Source organism: Novosphingobium sp. AP12 (assembly GCF_000281975.1).
Classification (GTDB): Bacteria; Pseudomonadota; Alphaproteobacteria; order Sphingomonadales; family Sphingomonadaceae; genus Novosphingobium.
The window spans coordinates 110,211-126,405 of sequence record NZ_AKKE01000006.1; the positions used below are offsets into that span (position 1 = coordinate 110,211).

Here is a 16,195-nt window from a genome sequence, read left to right on the forward strand (position 1 = left end):
GGGTGCGCTACCTGACCTGCATCACGCGGTCCACCCACGATTCGAGCGGACCGGTGGACGCGCGGAATGCCGCGATGGCCTGCCCGGCCGTCCCACGCGGCGCATCCTCCGCCGAGAGGATCAGCGTGGCCGTCGGCCTTGCTCGCAGCAGAAGGTGGTCGCGAATGACCGCCAGCTTGAGGCGGGCGTTGCTGCCTGAGAGAAGCTCGCCGCTGCGGTACCACGTCACCGCGACACGCTCGACCTTGCCGTCGCCGAGCAGGCGGTCGCTGGCGCCATCGCCCATCGCCGGGCCCGGCGATTGCCACGACCACGGACTGCGCGGCATCAGCGCGCCCTGGCCGAAGCCACCTGCCTCCCGGCCTTCACCCTGGCTGGCGTAGAGCGCAACGAAGACGTCGACCACATGGCCATGGGCGTCGCGGTAGCGGCCGAGCAGGCGGTGGTCGGCTCCTTCAGCCCGCGGTTCCCACCAGATGGAAGGAGTGTAGTCGACCCGCGTCCAGCCGGGGACGGAAGGCAGGTCGATGCGCTCAGGCATCGGCGCTTCCAGCCTGTCGGCCACCAGCGCCCACCCCCACGCGGCGCAGAGCACGAGCGCGAATCCAGCCAGCGCGGCTTTTGCGGAGAAATCAGACGCCTCCAGCCTGCCGAGCCAGCGTGCTCGGCCGATCGCGTCGGCGTCGATCATCGGGGCATTTATGGGGCGGTCGAAGAACCGCCACGCGCCTGCGATCACCAGTGCGAGGACGATCGCGAAGAAGAACCAGCCATAGACGATATGGTCGAACCCGGCGGCCGCCTCGATGCCGAATATCTGTGCGGCGTAGATCGTGCCCCATGCGCGCACTCCGTTGGCGAGGATCGGCACCGCCACGCAGGCGGCTAGCATCGCCGCCCGGCGCGTCAGCCTCAGGAAGCAGACGTTCGCCGCGAGGACGCCGAAAGCGACCATCGCGATCAGGAATTTCACGCCCGAACAGGCCTCGGCGACTTCGAAGAGCCCGGCGGGCGTGTCTATGAAGACGCCGTCGATCTCGGCGGGGATGCCGCTCAGGTGGGTGAGCGCGATCGTGATGTCGGCGGTTACGGTCTGCAGGGGCTTGACGAGTTCCTCGCCGACCGGGACCAGGAAGACCAGGTAGCAGAGCGGAAACACCAGGCCCATGCTCACCCGCGGCCCCAAGAGCAGCGGCACGCAGGCACCGAGCATGGCCACCGCTCCGGCCTGCCGCGCCAGATCGAGGCCCGAGATCGCCCCCAGCAGCCAGAGGAACGCGGCGCCGGCAAGAAGCACCAGTCCCGGCCACCACGCGACCGGCGTCAAGCGCTGGAGTTCCGGCCAGCGCTGCCAGACGAGCCAGCCGATGATCGGCGGGATCAGCAGGATGTGGTTGTAGGTGGAAATGTCCCACCATTGGCCCGCCATCGCCGCCCAGTCGCCGAAGAAGGCGGCAAACAACACAGCCCACGCAGCGCCGAGGCGAATGATCGAAGACTGCCACGCGGGCGCCAGCGCGCGCCAGCGGCGGCCGGGAGCGGCGGCAATCGCGGTCACGTCAGGCTGCATCGGCGGGGCACTCGCTCCGGACGCCCATGTAGTCCGGCAAGCGCGACAGGGCCGCAGCCCAGCTGCCATGATCGACGATCCATTTGCGCGCGCAATCGCCCATTGCCTTGGCGAGGTCGGGCGCGCGGCCAAGGTCGAGCAGCGCCTGCGCCATCGCGGCGTCGCTTTCACGCACGGCGAATTCCTGCCCGTCGAGCGCGTCGATGCCGGTGGCGGCGCCCGGTGAGAGCACGACCGGAAGCGCCATCGCCATGGCCTCCAGCACCTTGTTCTGTACGCCCCGCGCGATCTCCAGCGGAACCAGTGCCATGTCGGCGGCGGCGAGCCAGGGGCGGATATCGTCCACCCTGCCCCAGACCATCACGCCGTCCCGGCCGCTGCGCGCCATGAGCGCGGGCGCGGGGTTGCGGCCGACGATGTGGAGGCTGGCATCAGGGCAGACCTCGCGCACCAGCGGCAGAATCCGCTCGATCGCCCGCGTCGCTGCCTCAATGTTGGGAGCATAGTCCATCTGGCCGGTGAAGATGATACGCGGGCCTCCGTGGTCCAGCATGCGCGTCTCCGGCGAGACCGAGGCGGGGTCGAAGAACACCGAGTCCAGTCCATTGCCCATCGCCTGCACCCTCGCCGAGCTATCAGGCAGGCGCGAGCGCAGCAGTTCGACCTCGGCGCAGCTGACCAGCAGGCTGACGTCGGCGGCGGCGCAGATCCGCGCTTCCTCGGCCCGCATGAGGCGGGCTTCGCGCTTCTCCATCAACGATCGGAAACCGCGTCCCTTGGCGGCATAGGCTTCGAACTTGGCCGAATCGACGTCGACAAGGTCGGCGACCACGCGGCCCTGGAAGTCCTCGGGCACGTACTGCGCCATCTGGCCGGAGAAGACGTAGATCGCCTCGATCGGCCGCTGGGCCAGCACGTCGCGCACGTAGGCTTCAAGGCGAGCGTCATGAAAGGCGGCCAGGCTCAGCGGGCGGCCGCTCGCCAGCGCCTGCCCGCCCGCTACCGCGAGCGGCTTGCGGCGGTGGACGAGGCGGTAGCTGGCCGCGAGCCGGGCAAGGTCGGGCTCGAAGTGCTCGTCGCGCTCGTCATCGGCAAATGTGGCGACGTGGACCGGCGCTATCTCTGCCAGCGCTTTGAGCACGTGGTGCGAGCGGATCTTGTCGCCGCGATCCGGTGGGAACGGGATGCGGTGCGAGATGAACAGGATTTCGCCCATCAGCCGATCCCGCGGGCGATCAGCGGGCCAAGGCGGTTGGCGAGGCCGAGCGGCAGGCGCTGCCAGACCTTGATCTGAAGCGAGAGCTTGGAACTGGTCGGGTCGGCCTCGCGCGCGGCGGTGCCGGGCTGGGTCCAGGTGGCGTAAGTCAGCGGCTCGGGCTCGAAACCCCAGTTGCGCTTGAAGTGGTAGGCGCCGCTCATGGACTTGGATCGGCCGAAGTCGAACGTGGTGCAGCCGCGCCGGCGGGCGTGAAGCATGAGTTCGTAGTACATGCGATCGTTCGCGCGCAGGCGCCGCGCGTCCCAGGTGCCGCCGCCCCAGTAGGGCATGACGGCGCCTTGGTGGTACACGCTTATGACGCTGGCGACGGGTCTACCCTCGTGGCGCACTGTCAGGATATCGGCGTCGGCGCCGAAGTCGTCCACCACCGCGTCGAGCAGCGCGCGCGGGAAGACCGGGGTGCCGAGGTTGCGATAGCTCTCGCAGAACACCGCGTAATGCGCGGCGCGGTCGGCTTCGGACGTGCCGATGTCGATCGTCAGGTCAATGCCCAGAGAACGCCGCACTTCGGCGCGTTGCTTGCGGGGAATATCCACGAGCTGCGCCTCGTCGTCGGCTGCGAGGGGCCGGGCGAAGTTCGCATGCGATTCGGTCTTGAGCGCCCAGCCCTCGCCCTGGTGCGGCAGCACGCCGCCGCGCAGTTCGATCGATGGGCAGGACAGCCGCCGGGCCAGTTCCTCCACGGCGGCGAAGATCGCCTCGGGCTCGGCCTCGCCCGTCGTCAGCAATCCGCCGCCGACCGCGAAGCCGGTGGAGGCGAGCAGGCGCCCGAACACAGCGGAATGGATGACGTCGAGCGGCAGCAGCGCGACGATCTCGCTGGCGCGTTCCTGCACCAGCGCATAGGCCTCGTTACCCGTTGCGCGGGCGACAGAGACGAACCAGGCCGGACGGTGGAACGGCGTCCCCAGCGGATGGCGCAGGACGAAGCCCTCGAGCCGCGCGACCTCGTTCGCGTCGCCGAGATCGACCATGCGGACCTGAGTGACAGCGGGCACGAAAGGCGCGTTCATGCGGCGAGCGCCGTGGGTAGCGGCTCGGCACGGCCAGCCTCGCGCGCGGCGAGTTCATCCATACGGCCCCAGCGGAACTCGCCGACCAGCCGGGCGAGCTTGTCCCCCATGACGGCAAGGTTCGTGTAGTGGCGCAGGCGCGAGCGCATCGAGGCGCCCTCCACGCGCGGCTGGCCGGGGTCGATCTCCCAGGGATGGAAGTAGAACACCGCCGGACGCTCGTCCTCGCGGTTGACCTGCCGGATCGCCCAGCGCGAGAACTGGTAGGGCAACACGCGGAAGAACCCGCCGCCGCCCGCCGCCAGCCGGCGACCGGCGAACTGCGCGGTGGTGACCGGGATTTCGACTAGGTCGCTGCCGGGAACGGGCTTGAACGCGAAGCGCGGGGCCTCCCGCCAGCCGTAATGGTCGTGCGCGATCGGCGCGACGCTGGAGCTATAGGAGTAGCCCTGCTCGGCCAGCACCTCAAAGGCCCAGGGGGTGCGCGCATCGATCGAGAAACTGGGCGCGCGGTAGCCGGTGACGGTCTGGCCAGAAGCATCCTCGATCACTTTGCGGGCGCGGGCGATGTCGGCCGCGAAGTTGGTGCGTCCGAGGCGGAAGACACGCTGGTGGTCCCACCCGTGGCTGGCGATCTCGTGGCCCTGCGCGGCAATGCGGCGCATCAGCGCGTGGTGACGCTCGGCCACCCAGCCGAGCGTGAAGAACGTGCCCTTCACCCCCGCGTCGTCGAACAGCTGGAGGATTTCGTCGCAGTTGCGCTCGACGCGGGCGACGAGCCCGTTCCAGTCGTCCCGGTCGATCACCTTCTCGAAGGCACCGACCTGGAACCAGTCCTCGACGTCGACCGAGAGGCCGTTGATCTGTTCGCTGCCGCGCATGGCCTCAGGCTCCGCTCAGGCGGCGCTACGCTGGCCGTCGCCGCTCTCGATCCACTCGATCAGCATGGTGAGCGTGTGGCGCAGCGTGCGGGCCTGCTCGTCGAGGCGGGCCTCGAGCTTCTCGGTGCGCGCGGCGGCCTGCGCCAGCTCGGCCTGGAGCGCGGCGATCGCCTCGGCGTCGCCGGTGTCGACGACCTCGTCGCGCGATTCGGCGGCAGCGGCGAGTTCGACGACGGCGGACTGAAGCTCGACGATCTGCGCATCGCGGTCGGCAAGAGCGGCCTCGATGAGCGCCACGGCGGCGGCGGCGTTGATCGCGTCCGACGGAACGGCGGCGACCGGAGCGGCCAGAGGAGCGGCCTGCTCCGCCGGTGCCGCGACCTCGGGCTGCGGGGTGACCACGCCGAGCGCGCCGTCGTCGCTCATCTCGCCCAGGACCTGCGCCAGCATGGCAGCGTCGATGTGCTCGCGCTGGTCGACCGTACCCAGCAGCAGCAGGCGGTTGACGATCTGGTTGATCCGGCGCGGAATGCCGCTGGTGGCCTCGTGCAGGTCGGCGAAGACTTGGGGGTCGAAGCTCGGGTTGCCGGTCCAGCCCACGCAGGTCAGCCGGTGCTCGATATAGGGCTGGATTTCCTTGGGCTGCATCGCGCCGAGGTGATGCGTCGCAATCACGCGCTGGCGCAGCTGCTCCAGCTGGTCGCTCTCCAGCAAGGTCTGGCGGAATTCCGGCTGGCCCAGCAGCAGCGTCTGCAGCAGCGGGTGCGAGCCGAGCTGGAAGTTGGAGAGCATGCGCAGCTCCTCCAGCGCGCTGATCGAGAGGTTCTGCGCCTCGTCGACGATCAGCAGGCAGCGCCGTCCGGCGCGCGCCTCGTCATGGAAGAACGCCTCGATCGCGCCGAGCGCCGAAGCCTTGTCGTGGCCCGCGACGGGGATGCCGAAAGACTGGGCGACGACATGGACGATCTCCTCGCCGTCGAGCGCGCTGGTCACCACGTTGGCGGCGGTCATCCGCTGCGGGTCGATCGTCGCCATCAGGTAGGCGACCAGCGTGGACTTGCCCGCGCCGACCTCGCCGGTGACGACCACGAAGCCCTCGCCCTGGGCGAGGCCATAGCCGAGATACGACAGCGCCTTGCGGTGCGTCAGGCTCTCGAAATAGAACGCCGGGTCGGGGGTGAGCTGGAAGGGCCTGGCTTCGAGCCCGTAGAAATCATCGAACATCGGTTGTTCCTTTCGAACTCAGAAGCTGTAGCGCAGGCCGGCGAGTGCGGAAGCGCTCCACAGGTCGTCGATCGACGGGTCGTCGCGGGTGACGCCGTCGAGGCCGACCGCGAGAGTCCCGCGCAGCTTGGGCGTGAACATGCGATAATAGCTGGCCGATGCGCCATAGCCAGTGCTGTCGGCCGCAAGGGGGTCGTTGGTGCTCAACCAGTTGGCGTAGACGTTGGCGGACCATCCGGCGACGGGGCCCAGCGGACCGCCGACATAGGCGGCAAGCCAGGTGTTTTCGTCGATCACGCCGTCCGATGCCCCCAGCACAGTGTCCTGTGCGGCGATGTACTTACGCCGGTCGTAGCCGACACCTAGCCCGGCATTGAGGCGACCTACCTGCATCGAATAGCTCGCCGAGATGCCGCGCGCGCGGAAGGTCGCCGAGCGGACCGAGCCCAGCGCGCCGGACAGGCAGTTGCCGCCGTCGAGCGAGGCGACGCAGCCGCGCAGGTCGCCCGTGATCGGATCGCGCACGACCTGGAAATCGTCGGGCAGCTGGTCGAGCGTGCGGTTGAGCTGGCCGCCGAAACCGGCGACGTTGTCGTAGACCGATACGCTCAGGTTGCTGCGGTCGTTGGGCGCATAGGCCAGGGTGCCGCCGAAGCTGGTGGTGCCATAGCGCCGCCCGATGTGGGCCGAGAGCGAGGTGCGACGACTCGGGCGCCACATGACCGCGACGTCCCAGATCAGCCCGCTGACGTCGTAGGCCAGCTGGCGCGGGGCCGACTTGTCGGTGACGTAGCGGCCGTCCGACCCGATCACCGGCAGGCCATTGGCATCGCGCAGAGCGTCGCGGCTGGAAATCTCGACGTCTTCGTAGCCGATCGCGCCGACCGCCTGGACGGTGCGGCTGACCGGCACCGTCACCAGCGCGCGCGCCTGCATGTCGCGCACGCGCTGGTCGAGGTTGGAGATGTCTTCCTGATAGAAACTGCCGCCGACACCCACGCCTACCGGGAGCACTGTTCCCGGCGCGAAACCGGCCTCGACGTCGGCGACCTGGCTGACGCTCTTGTCGAACAACTGGGCGGTGTTTCCGCTCTCCCGCGCCGTGCTCGACTGGTCGACCTTGGTGAAGCCCGCCCGGTAGTTCGCCGAAACGTCGAGGTCGCCGGCGCGCGTCACCACCGAAGGGCCGCCGTAGACCGAATAGATGTTGGTCTTGGTGTCGTCCGAGACCTGTCCCGGTCCCAGCGCCTGGCCGCCGTTCTCGACGTCGACCTGCGTGGCGAGCCCGCCCGCCTCCAGGGTCACGCCGGGGACGATCGTGGTGTAGCCGCGCACGAGGCCGCTGATCGCGTCGCCGTCGGAAGCGCGTTTGCCCCAGCCGAACTGGCGCTCGTAGCGTACCGAGGCCGAGGCGCCGTTGTTGCGGCCATAGATCGCCGCGTCGACGCCCACCGCCGCCTGGGTGTAGGTCATCACGTCGTTGCCGGGCGAAAGCTCGGCGGTGACGATCTGGTCGACCTCGATGTAGGGCACGACTTCGACCCGCTTGCCGCCCTGGCCCCTGCCCGCGCGCTTGCTCTGCCGCTCCGGCTTGCCGGTGGCAGGCGCCGAGGACTCCTGGCCGCCGCTCATGCCTTCGTAGCCGATCGATTGCGCATGGCCCGCCGCCGGCAACGCCAATGCGAAAACCGCGCCAAGCGTCAGGCCCGATGCCTGTTTCATGCGCCCCTTCATCCCTTGTATCCGTAGTAAGTGCCGAAGCGTCGGCCGCTCGGACTGAACTGCGCCGCGTTCAGCAGCAGCTGGACATTCGGGCAGGCGCCGAGCAGCGAGATCGCATCGTCGAGCGCGCCGCGCCCGGTCTTGTCGGCCCGCACGATCACCACTGTCTGCCCCACGTACTTGGCCAGTTCCGCCGCCGGGGAGGCCGCCAGCGCGGGAGGCGAATCGAAAATCACCACGCGGTGCGGCGCGCCCTGCGTCAGCCGGTCGAGCACGCGGCCGGTGCGCGAGCTGGAGAGATATTCGCTGTCGGCGCTGGTGGTGTCGCCCGCAGGCAGTACCCAAAGCCCCGGGATGTCGGTGCCGAGCACGCAGTCGGCCACGTCGATCGTCTCGTCCATGAGCGCGTCCATCAGACCCGGACCGCCCGGCAGGCCGAGCGCGGAGAGGATCGAGGGCTTGGCGAAGTCGGCATCGACGAGGAGCACTTCGCTCTCCTTCTCCGCCGCGATCGAAAGCGCGAGGTTGAGCGCGCAGTACGTCTTGCCCTCGCCCGAATGCGGCGATCCGATGAGGATGCGCTGGGCCATCGGCCCGGCTTTCTGACGCCGCAGGTCCGCCGACTGCAGCAGCAGCTGGCGCTTGACGATGCGGAACTCCTCGAGAAGCTCGGTGACGGTGCCCTCGGGCACGATCAGCCCCTGTCCGCGCAAGTGCTCGCGGTCTACCGGAAGGTGTTCGCCGCTGAACACGGCGGGAGAGAAGAACGGCTCGGCGGCGGGTTCGGGGGCTGCGGGCGGAGTGGGCGCAGCCGCCTCTGCGACTGGAGGGGCTATCGGCGCCGCAACCGGAGCCGGAATGGGAGCCGCGACCGGAGCTTCCACCGGCTTCGCAGGAACGCGGCGCACAGGCGCCTCGGCCGAAACCGGGATCGGCGGGGACGCGAAGCTGCTGAAGTCGAACCGGCCGGCGGCGCGCTCGAACAGCGATTCGCCCGGAGTCTCGTTGTCGCCCTGCCTGGGCACGGGGATCTTGCGATGGTCGGTCATGTCGATTCCCTCAGGCCACCATGCCGCGCTGGATGAACTCGGCGGCGAGCAGCACCACCAACAGACCGCCAAGGGCCGCGCAGCTTGCGTAGAAGTACTTCAGCCGCTTGCGGCGCAGCGCGCGGGCGCCGTCCGTCAGGCTCTGCGAGATCGCGCCGAGGACCGGAAGGCCCGTCGCCCGCTCGAGACCGGCAGTCGTGGCGAACACCGAGCGCACGCGGCTCAGCGCGAAGGCCGCCGCGCAGCCGCCGGCAAGACCGACGATGAGCACGCCGAGCAGCAGGAGCGGGCGGTTCGGCGCGACCGGCGAGCGCGGAGTCGTCGGCGGGTCGACGACTTCGAACTTCACCGCCTCGCGCTCGGTCTTCACTTCGCCGCGCAGGCGCAGTTCCTCGCGGTCCTGCAGGAGCTTGTCGTACTGCTGGCGGAGCACGTCGTAGTCGCGGTTGATGCGGGTGGCCTCGGTGGCCAGCTCGGGGTCCTGGATCGACGACGCCGTCAGCGAGGCGATGTCCGACTGGAGGGCCGCCTTGCGGGACTGCAACGCCTGGACATTGGCCTGACGCTCGGCCCGGATCGACTGGAGCGAGCTGTAGGCAGGGTTGAGGGTGCCGCCGCCGCTGGCCGCTTCCTGCGCCGCCGGGCCCTTGAGCGCGGCCACCTGGTTGCGGGCGGCGATTACGTCGGGATGGTTCTCGGTGAGCCCGCGTCCGCGCATTGCCGAAAGCTCGGCCTGCGCCCGGGCCAGCGCCGACTGCGGACCGCCGTCGGCGACCCCGGCGATGGTGCGCGGAGTTCCCGCGAGCTGCCCGTCGATCGCGGCGAGCGCGCTCTGCGCGGCGGAGAGGTCGGCCTCGATGTCGCGGACGCTGGTGCGGGAGGCTTCGAGGCGCTGGACCATGGCGGCGCCGCCGAGCGCCAGTTCGGGATGCCGGGCCTCGAAGGCGGTGCGCTTGCTCTCGGCTGATTCCAGCTCGCGCTCACGGTTCTCGAGCTGCTGATTCACGAAAGCCAGCGTCTCGACCATGTCGCCGCGGCTGCCCGAGAGGTTTTCCTCTCGGAAGATGTCGATCATCTTCTGCGCGACGCTCTGCGCCAGCTTGGCGTTTTCGGCATTGGAGAAGGAGCTGTCGTTGGCGGTGGCGGTGATCTCGAAGAGGTTGTCCTCCTGGCTCACCACCTTGACGTTGTTGCCGAGCTTGAGGACCGCGGCTTCCATCTGCTTGGGGTTCTCGATCGTGTCGCCCAGCCGCGTCGAGCGGACGACCTTCTCGAGATTGACGGCGGCGGTCAGCGTCTGGCGGATACGCTCGATATCGCGTTTCTTGTCGGCGACTCCGATGCCCACCTGCTCGGCCAGCGCGTCATCCAGCTGGATGAAGATGCGCGCGCGCGATTCGTAGGTGTTGGGGATCAGCGCGACCACCAGCCAGCCGGCGATGCAGATCGCCCATGCGGCGGCCAGCGCGATCCAGCGGCGATGCCAGACGCTGTGCAGCGCGCTGAGTACCTGTTCGTAGAGCGAATCCATGCTGTCCGTCCGCCGCTTAGAACATGCTCTCGGGGATGATGATCACGTCCCCGGGGCTGAGCATCACGTTGGCCTTGCTGTCGCCCTTCTTGAGCAGGTCGCCAAGCTTCAGGTCGTATTCCTTCTGGGTGCCGCTGGCCTTGTCGAAGCGGATGAGGCGCGCCTTATTGCCGGCGGCATATTCGGAAAGCCCGCCCACCGCGATCATCGCGTCGAGCACGGTCATGTTCGCGCGGTACGGGATCGACGCCGGCTTCTCGGTGGCCCCGACGATGCGGATCTGCTGGCTGAAAGTGCCGGAGAACCCGTCGACGATGACCGAGACCAGCGGGTCCTCGATGTACTGCGAAAGCTGCAGGCGGATGTCCTGCGCCAGCATCGCGGGGGTCTTGCCCACGGCCGGCATGTCGGTGATGAGCGGCGTGGTGATGCGCCCGTCGGGCCGCACTTGCACCTTGGCGCCCAGTTCTGGGTTGCGCCAGACGAACACCGTCAGCTGATCGAGCGGGCCGATGACGTAGTCCTCGCCAGGGCCCTCCTGCATCGACACGAACGAGGCCGGCGGCAGCTGCGGGCCGGACGTCGTGGCGCATCCCGTCAGGGCGACGCTGGCGAGCGCGGAGGCGGCCAGGAGTCGGGTGAAGCGGCTGCGGTGCATCGATACGTTCCTGTCTGCGCCTGCCCCCGCCCGGCGTGCGGGGCACGCAGGGGAAGGACCTTGGCAAAATCCAGTATGCGCTATCGGGTCAAAGGGTGAATATTGCGTTAGCCTTCAAGGCTTATCGCGCACCGGTCCCATAACGGGACGGAGCGATTTCAAGGGTTAACGCGGGGTTTCGACGAGCATCTCGCGCGCCGGGCCCTGCCCCAGGAACGTCGCCGGGCTGGCGCTGGCGCCGTAGGCTCCGGCGCAGAACACCGCGATCAGTTCGCCCACGTCGGCGCGGGGGAAGCCGCCCTTGTCCGCCAGCTTGTCGAGCGGCGTACACAGGCAGCCGACGATCGAGGCTTCCTCCTCCACCTCGGCGCCGAAACGCGTGGCGATGGCGGAGGGGTAGTTGCGCCGGACCACCGTGCCGAAATTCCCGGAGGCCGCAAGCTGGTGATGCAGGCCGCCATCGGTGACGAGGAACACCTCCCCGTGGCTCACCTTGCGATCGACGATGCGGGCGAGATAGACCCCCGCCTCGCCGACGAGGTAGCGGCCGAGTTCGATGCAGAACTCGGTCTCGCGCAGCACGTCGGGCAGCATCGCCATCTGAGCGGCCAGCCGTTCGCCGACCAGAGCGAGGTCGACCGGCGTGTCGCCCGGGAAATAGGGAATGCCGAGCCCGCCGCCAAGATTGCAGTGCGGCAGCGGCGCGCCGCTCTCCTGCGCAAGCTGCGCGGCAAGCGCCAGCGCCTGCCCCTGCGTCTCCGCGATGGCCTCGGCGTCGAGCGCCTGGCTGCCGGCGAAGATGTGGAAGCCGCGCCACTCGGCCCCGCTGTCGATCACGGTGCGCACCAGCGCGGGCACCCGCTCGGCATCGACGCCGAAGGGCTTGGCGCCGCCGCCCATCTTCATGCCCGAGCCCTTGAGGTCGAACGAGGGATTGACCCGGACCGCGAGGCGCGGGCGTTGGCCGAGACGCTCACCGATCGCAATCGCGCGGGCCGCCTCGCCCTCCGACTCGAGGTTGAGCGTCACGCCAGCGCGGATCGCGGCTTCCAGTTCGGCGTCGCGCTTGCCCGGACCCGCAAAGCTCACCTTGCGCAGCGGCAGGCCCGCGCCGCGCACGATCTCCAGTTCCCCGCCCGACGCGATGTCAAACCCGTCGACCAGCCCCGCCATCAGTTCCAGCAGCGGCGGGAAGGGATTGGCCTTGACCGCATAGTGCAGCGCCACCCGCTCCGGCAGCGCGGCGCGAAGGTCGGCTACCCGGCGTCGGACATGATCGGCGCTGTAGAGGAACAGCGGCGTCGCGCCCGCCTCCTCCACCCAATGCGTGACGGGGCGGCCCGCCACGGCGAGGACGCCGTCAATCGCCTCAAATCCAGCCGGAACTGGCCCGAGCGCCTTCATGCCGCCGGCTCCATGATCTCGGCGGCAAGGCCAGTGCGGTCGAGCTTGCCGTTGGGGCCGATCGGCATGGCATCGCGCCAGTGAATGACTTTGGGCTGCATGAAATTCGGCAATTCCTGCATGAGCTTGCGCGGCAGTTCTTCCACGGCATCTGAACTCGAGGGCATGGCCCTGACCACCAGATGCACCGCCTGCCCGAGCCTCTCGTCCGGCACTCCCAGCGCGACCGCCTCGGCGACGAGCCCAGTGGCGAGCGCAGCCTCCTCGATCTCCTGAGGCGAGATCCGGTTGCCCGCGCTCTTGATCATCGCGTCGCGCCGACCAACGAAATAGAGCAGCCCGTCGGCGCCTCGGCGTACCCGGTCGCCCGACCACACCGCGATCCCCCCATAGCGGGACGCGGCAGGCGCGGGCTTGTAACGCTCGGCGGTGCGCTCCGCGTCCTGCCAGTACCCTTGCGCGACGAGCGGCCCGCAGTGGACCAGTTCACCTTCTTCCCCGTCCTGAGCTATTTCACCCAAGTCATTGATCACGAGGATTTCCGCGTGAGGAATGGCCTTGCCCATAGAAGTCGGATGGGTGTCCACCAACTCCGGGTCAAGGTATGTCGATCGGAACGCCTCGGTCAGGCCGTACATCGGGAACAGTCGCGCCTGCGGGAAAAGGGCGCGCAGGCGCCGCACGAGATCGACCGTCAACGCTCCGCCGCTGTTGGTCAGCCGCCGCAGCTTCGCAGCGGTCTCCGCCGGCCAGTCGAGTTCGCAGACCTGCACCCAGAGCGGCGGCACGGCGGCCAGCGTGGTGATCGCGTGACGCTCCACCGCCTTCATCAGGTCGCGCGGCACCAGGTAGTCGAGCGGGATCACGCAGCCGCCAGCATACCACGTCGAGAGCAACTGGTTCTGGCCGTAGTCGAACGAGAGCGGCAGCACTGCCAGCGTCCGGTCGTCCGCCGCGAGGCCGAGGTAATCGGCGACACTCTCCGCCCCCAGCCACATGTTCGCGTGGCTGAGCATCACGCCCTTGGGCCGTCCTGTCGAGCCGCTGGTGTAGAGGATCGCCGCCAGATCGTCGGGATCGGCCTCGGAGGGCGGCATCTCGCCGCCGCGTTCGGCAACGGTTGCCAGCGCCTCGTCCTCGGACAGCAGGCGGCAGGCTTCGGGAACGTCGGCGGCGCCGAGCGTATCTAGCCGGGCCCGAGTGCCGATCAGCAGCACCGCGCCGCTGTCGGCAAGGATATGCGCGACCTGTGCGTGCTTGAGCAGCGGATTGACCGGAACATGCACCAGTCCCGCCCGCGCGGCGGCGAGCGGCATGAGGCACGTCAGCTCGCCCTTCGCCGCCCAGGTGGCGACCCGCGCACCTTTTTCCGGCACCTCGCGCGACAGCCACGCGGCCAGACGGGAGACACGCGTTCTTAAGTCCTTCCAGCTAACCACGCCTTCACGCAATACGAGCGCATCGTCATGGTCGGCCCCGCGCAAGGCCAGATGGTCGAGCGGCAGGATCGGATTTTCGGGACTGCCCGGCATGTCAGGGAAAGGCTCCGCGAGGGGTAAGGGTACGTTGGTAAGGGTCGACTATCACTCTGATCTTAAGGAAGTGCAATCGGATGGCCAGCTGGCGCGGCTGCTCTCCGATGCCTGCCAGCATGCGCCCTTCGACCGGCTCGCATGGTGGGATGCCCTGGCGACCCATTGCGGGATCGCGCCGCTGCTGGCGGTGGCGAAGGGCTCCGGCGATGCCATGGCGGTGCTCCCGCTTTCGGGGCACTCCGGGCACCTGAATGCCCTGTCGAACTGGTACACCTTCCGCTTCCGGCCTGTTCTGTCCGCAGACGACGCGCCGTTGGACGCGCTAGCCCGCGACCTTGCATCGCGCGCGCACCGGATCACCCTGTCCGGCCTGCCCGACGAGGACGGCAGTGCCTCCGCGCTCGAAGCCGCGTTCCGCAACGCCGGTTGGCTCGTCCGCCGCGAGGTGTGCGACACCAACCACATCCTCCCCCTCGTGGGACGGAGCTACGACGAATACCTCGCCGCCCGCCCCGGCAAGCTGCGCACCACGCTCAAGCGCAAGTCGGGAAAGGTGACGACCCGCATCGTCACGCATTTCGATGCGGCCGCCTGGGCCGAATACGAATCCATCTACGCCGAGAGCTGGAAGCCGGAGGAAGGCTCACCCGATTTCCTGCGCGCCTTCGCCAAGGCAGAGGGCGCCGCCGGACGCCTGCGCCTCGCGCTGGCCCACGACGCCGCTGACCGTGAAGCCCCCGCCATCGCCGCGCAGATGTGGACGGTGGAGGGCGGAACCGCCTTCATCCACAAGCTCGCGCACCGCGAGGCCGCTAAGCCCCTGTCCCCCGGATCGGTGCTGACCGCCGCATTGATGCGCCATGTCATCGACACGGATCGCGTCTCCCTGATCGACTTCGGAACCGGCGACGATCCCTACAAGCGCGACTGGATGGAGCAGCAACGGCCCCGTTACCGGCTGCACATATTCCGGCCGCTTGCGGCGCGAAACTGGCCTGTTCTCGCGAAGATAGCCTTGCTCAGCCTTGCCGCGCGCTTGAAGCACCGCTAGAGGCCCCGCGTCAATCACGTCATCCCGTCCACACGAGACCCTGCCGCCCATGCCAGACGAAACCGACCTGCTGCTGCGCCGCATACTGACGGACGTGCTTGGGCTGAAGCCGGGCCAGGCCGATGCCTTCGGTGCCGAGACCGGCCTGTTCGGCCACCTGCCGGAACTCGATTCCATGGCCGTTGCCGGGCTCCTGACCGAGCTGGAAGACCGCCTCGACATCGTGATCGACGACGACGAGATCGATGGCGAGATGCTGGAAACCTACGGCGGCCTCCTCGCCTTCGCCGAGGCCAAGCGCGCCGCCTGATGGGTGCTTGCGAAACGCCTTCGCAAGTGATCCCTCCGCAGGCCTTCCCGCGATGAACCCCGTGAGCTGGCCCTGCCCGCTCCCCGGCGGCGGCACCTGCGAGGAAGCCGCGCTGCAGTTCGATGCCGGTCGCAAGGCGCGCCTGCTGATCGTCCCGGCCCTGTTCGACGAGGGCAACCGGATGCGGCGCTTCACGGTCGAGGTCATGCGCAGGCTCGATCACGCGGGCATCGACAGTTTTCTCCCTGACCTGCCCGGCTGCACCGAGAGCCTACAGCCGCTCGAGGCCCAAGACCCGACCGATTGGCTCGACGCCATGGCCGCCGCCGCCCGGCACTTCGGCGCCAGCGACACGCTTGGGATCCGGGGCGGCTGCCTGTTCACGCCGGACCGGCTGCCAGCCTTCCACTATGCGCCAGTCAAGGCCGCCTCGATCCTGCGCCAGATGGTTCGCGCCCGGATGCTGTCCGCGCGAGAGGCCGGGCGCGAGGAGAACCGCGAGCACCTGGCCGAGATGGCGTTGGCGAAAGGAATAACGCTGGCAGGTTATACACTTGGCGCAGACTTCTACCGTCATTTCGAACCGATGACTGCGGACCCGGATGCTGCGGTGATCGCGCAGGAGCAGATCGGCGGCAGCGGCCTCTGGCTTCGTGCCGAGCCGGACGAGAATGCCGCGCAGGCCGAGGCACTCGCCGCGATCATCGCAGGTGAACTGGCCCCATGACCCGCCGGCATTTCGCCTTCATGTGCGAGGGGGACCGCCTCGTCGCCACGCTCGACACCGCGCCCGGACGCACCGCTCTGCTGCTGGTCTCGGGCGGCAACGAAGTGCGCAGCGGCGCCTGGAGCGGACAAGCGCGCTTCGCCGCGAGGATCGCGGCGTGGGGATTTCCGGTCCTGCGCTTCGACCGGCGAGGCGTGGGCGACAGCGAAGGTGAGAACGGCGGCTTCCGATCGGCCGCAGC

General features: G+C 68.9%; 14 protein-coding genes and 1 pseudogene. 4 read left to right on the forward strand and 11 right to left on the reverse strand.

The window, feature by feature from the left end; genetic code table 11:
* Positions 1-7 precede the first annotated feature (7 nt).
* The 11 genes from xrtA to PMI02_RS00730 form a co-directional block, all read right to left on the reverse strand.
* The gene (xrtA, locus tag PMI02_RS00680) at positions 8-1,570 is read right to left on the reverse strand and encodes an exosortase A (protein ID WP_007677264.1); all 1,563 of its coding nucleotides are present in this window, start codon (positions 1,568-1,570) and stop codon (positions 8-10) included.
* Positions 1,560-2,786 carry a TIGR03087 family PEP-CTERM/XrtA system glycosyltransferase gene (locus PMI02_RS00685; protein WP_007677265.1) on the reverse strand — a complete coding sequence of 409 codons (1,227 nt, stop codon included), beginning with the start codon at positions 2,784-2,786 and terminating at the stop codon, positions 1,560-1,562. The genes xrtA and PMI02_RS00685 overlap by 11 nt, the downstream gene beginning before the upstream one ends.
* Positions 2,786-3,862, reverse strand: coding sequence for a FemAB family XrtA/PEP-CTERM system-associated protein (locus PMI02_RS00690; RefSeq protein WP_007677266.1), 1,077 nt, complete (start codon positions 3,860-3,862; stop codon positions 2,786-2,788). The genes PMI02_RS00685 and PMI02_RS00690 overlap by 1 nt, the downstream gene beginning before the upstream one ends.
* A complete protein-coding gene (locus PMI02_RS00695; protein ID WP_007677268.1) occupies positions 3,859-4,743 on the reverse strand; it encodes an XrtA system polysaccharide deacetylase in 885 nt (294 codons plus the stop codon). The genes PMI02_RS00690 and PMI02_RS00695 overlap by 4 nt, the downstream gene beginning before the upstream one ends.
* 15 nt (positions 4,744-4,758) lie before the next feature.
* On the reverse strand, positions 4,759-5,967 hold the full coding sequence (locus tag PMI02_RS00700) for an XrtA/PEP-CTERM system-associated ATPase (RefSeq protein ID WP_007677270.1): 1,209 nt from the start codon (positions 5,965-5,967) through the stop codon (positions 4,759-4,761).
* An 18-nt stretch (positions 5,968-5,985) separates the two neighbouring features.
* Complete coding sequence (locus PMI02_RS00705; RefSeq protein WP_238538930.1) at positions 5,986-7,689, reverse strand: preprotein translocase subunit YajC; 1,704 nt, start codon at positions 7,687-7,689, stop codon at positions 5,986-5,988.
* 8 nt (positions 7,690-7,697) lie between these two features.
* Positions 7,698-8,738, reverse strand: a complete 1,041-nt coding sequence (locus PMI02_RS00710; RefSeq protein WP_007677272.1) for a capsular polysaccharide biosynthesis protein — start codon at positions 8,736-8,738, stop codon at positions 7,698-7,700.
* A 10-nt stretch (positions 8,739-8,748) separates the two neighbouring features.
* Entirely contained in the window at positions 8,749-10,269 is a 1,521-nt protein-coding gene (locus tag PMI02_RS00715; RefSeq protein ID WP_007677273.1) for an XrtA system polysaccharide chain length determinant, read from the reverse strand.
* A gap of 16 nt (positions 10,270-10,285) precedes the next feature.
* Complete coding sequence (locus tag PMI02_RS00720) at positions 10,286-10,927, reverse strand: XrtA/PEP-CTERM system exopolysaccharide export protein (protein WP_007677274.1); 642 nt, start codon at positions 10,925-10,927, stop codon at positions 10,286-10,288.
* Between the two features lie 165 nt (positions 10,928-11,092).
* Positions 11,093-12,331, reverse strand: a complete 1,239-nt coding sequence (locus PMI02_RS00725) for a pyridoxal-dependent decarboxylase, exosortase A system-associated (protein ID WP_007677276.1) — start codon at positions 12,329-12,331, stop codon at positions 11,093-11,095.
* Positions 12,328-13,863, reverse strand: coding sequence for an acyl-CoA ligase (AMP-forming), exosortase A system-associated (locus tag PMI02_RS00730; protein ID WP_007677278.1), 1,536 nt, complete (start codon positions 13,861-13,863; stop codon positions 12,328-12,330). Before PMI02_RS00730 ends, PMI02_RS00725 begins: the two co-directional genes overlap by 4 nt.
* On the opposite strand from PMI02_RS00730, the gene PMI02_RS00735 reads away from it, so the two are divergent.
* The 4 genes and pseudogenes from PMI02_RS00735 to PMI02_RS00750 all read left to right on the forward strand — a co-directional run.
* Positions 13,862-14,917, forward strand: coding sequence for a GNAT family N-acetyltransferase (locus PMI02_RS00735; RefSeq protein ID WP_052025396.1), 1,056 nt, complete (start codon positions 13,862-13,864; stop codon positions 14,915-14,917). The genes PMI02_RS00730 and PMI02_RS00735 overlap by 2 nt on opposite strands.
* A 49-nt stretch (positions 14,918-14,966) precedes the next feature.
* Positions 14,967-15,227, forward strand: a complete 261-nt coding sequence (locus PMI02_RS00740) for a phosphopantetheine-binding protein (protein ID WP_007677287.1) — start codon at positions 14,967-14,969, stop codon at positions 15,225-15,227.
* 52 nt (positions 15,228-15,279) lie between these two features.
* Entirely contained in the window at positions 15,280-15,954 is a 675-nt protein-coding gene (locus PMI02_RS00745) for a hypothetical protein (protein WP_007677289.1), read from the forward strand.
* A pseudogene (locus PMI02_RS00750) lies at positions 15,951-16,195 on the forward strand (hydrolase 1, exosortase A system-associated); the annotation flags it as partial. The gene PMI02_RS00745 and the pseudogene PMI02_RS00750, both read left to right, overlap by 4 nt.

What these genes read in the sequence shown, in the direction of transcription:
- PMI02_RS00690 (WP_007677266.1), bottom strand. Translation starts at nt 3,862, where the DNA reads ATGAACGCGCCTTTCGTGCCCGCTGTCACTCAGGTCCGCATGGTCGAT.
- PMI02_RS00685 (WP_007677265.1), bottom strand. Translation starts at nt 2,786, where the DNA reads ATGGGCGAAATCCTGTTCATCTCGCACCGCATCCCGTTCCCACCGGAT.
- PMI02_RS00700 (WP_007677270.1), bottom strand. Translation starts at nt 5,967, where the DNA reads ATGTTCGATGATTTCTACGGGCTCGAAGCCAGGCCCTTCCAGCTCACC.
- PMI02_RS00710 (WP_007677272.1), bottom strand. Translation starts at nt 8,738, where the DNA reads ATGACCGACCATCGCAAGATCCCCGTGCCCAGGCAGGGCGACAACGAG.
- PMI02_RS00720 (WP_007677274.1), bottom strand. Translation starts at nt 10,927, where the DNA reads ATGCACCGCAGCCGCTTCACCCGACTCCTGGCCGCCTCCGCGCTCGCC.
- PMI02_RS00735 (WP_052025396.1), top strand. Translation starts at nt 13,862, where the DNA reads ATGTCAGGGAAAGGCTCCGCGAGGGGTAAGGGTACGTTGGTAAGGGTC.
- PMI02_RS00705 (WP_238538930.1), bottom strand. Translation starts at nt 7,689, where the DNA reads ATGAAACAGGCATCGGGCCTGACGCTTGGCGCGGTTTTCGCATTGGCG.
- PMI02_RS00695 (WP_007677268.1), bottom strand. Translation starts at nt 4,743, where the DNA reads ATGCGCGGCAGCGAACAGATCAACGGCCTCTCGGTCGACGTCGAGGAC.
- PMI02_RS00745 (WP_007677289.1), top strand. Translation starts at nt 15,280, where the DNA reads ATGAACCCCGTGAGCTGGCCCTGCCCGCTCCCCGGCGGCGGCACCTGC.
- PMI02_RS00715 (WP_007677273.1), bottom strand. Translation starts at nt 10,269, where the DNA reads ATGGATTCGCTCTACGAACAGGTACTCAGCGCGCTGCACAGCGTCTGG.
- PMI02_RS00740 (WP_007677287.1), top strand. Translation starts at nt 14,967, where the DNA reads ATGCCAGACGAAACCGACCTGCTGCTGCGCCGCATACTGACGGACGTG.
- PMI02_RS00725 (WP_007677276.1), bottom strand. Translation starts at nt 12,331, where the DNA reads ATGAAGGCGCTCGGGCCAGTTCCGGCTGGATTTGAGGCGATTGACGGC.
- PMI02_RS00730 (WP_007677278.1), bottom strand. Translation starts at nt 13,863, where the DNA reads ATGCCGGGCAGTCCCGAAAATCCGATCCTGCCGCTCGACCATCTGGCC.
- xrtA (WP_007677264.1), bottom strand. Translation starts at nt 1,570, where the DNA reads ATGCAGCCTGACGTGACCGCGATTGCCGCCGCTCCCGGCCGCCGCTGG.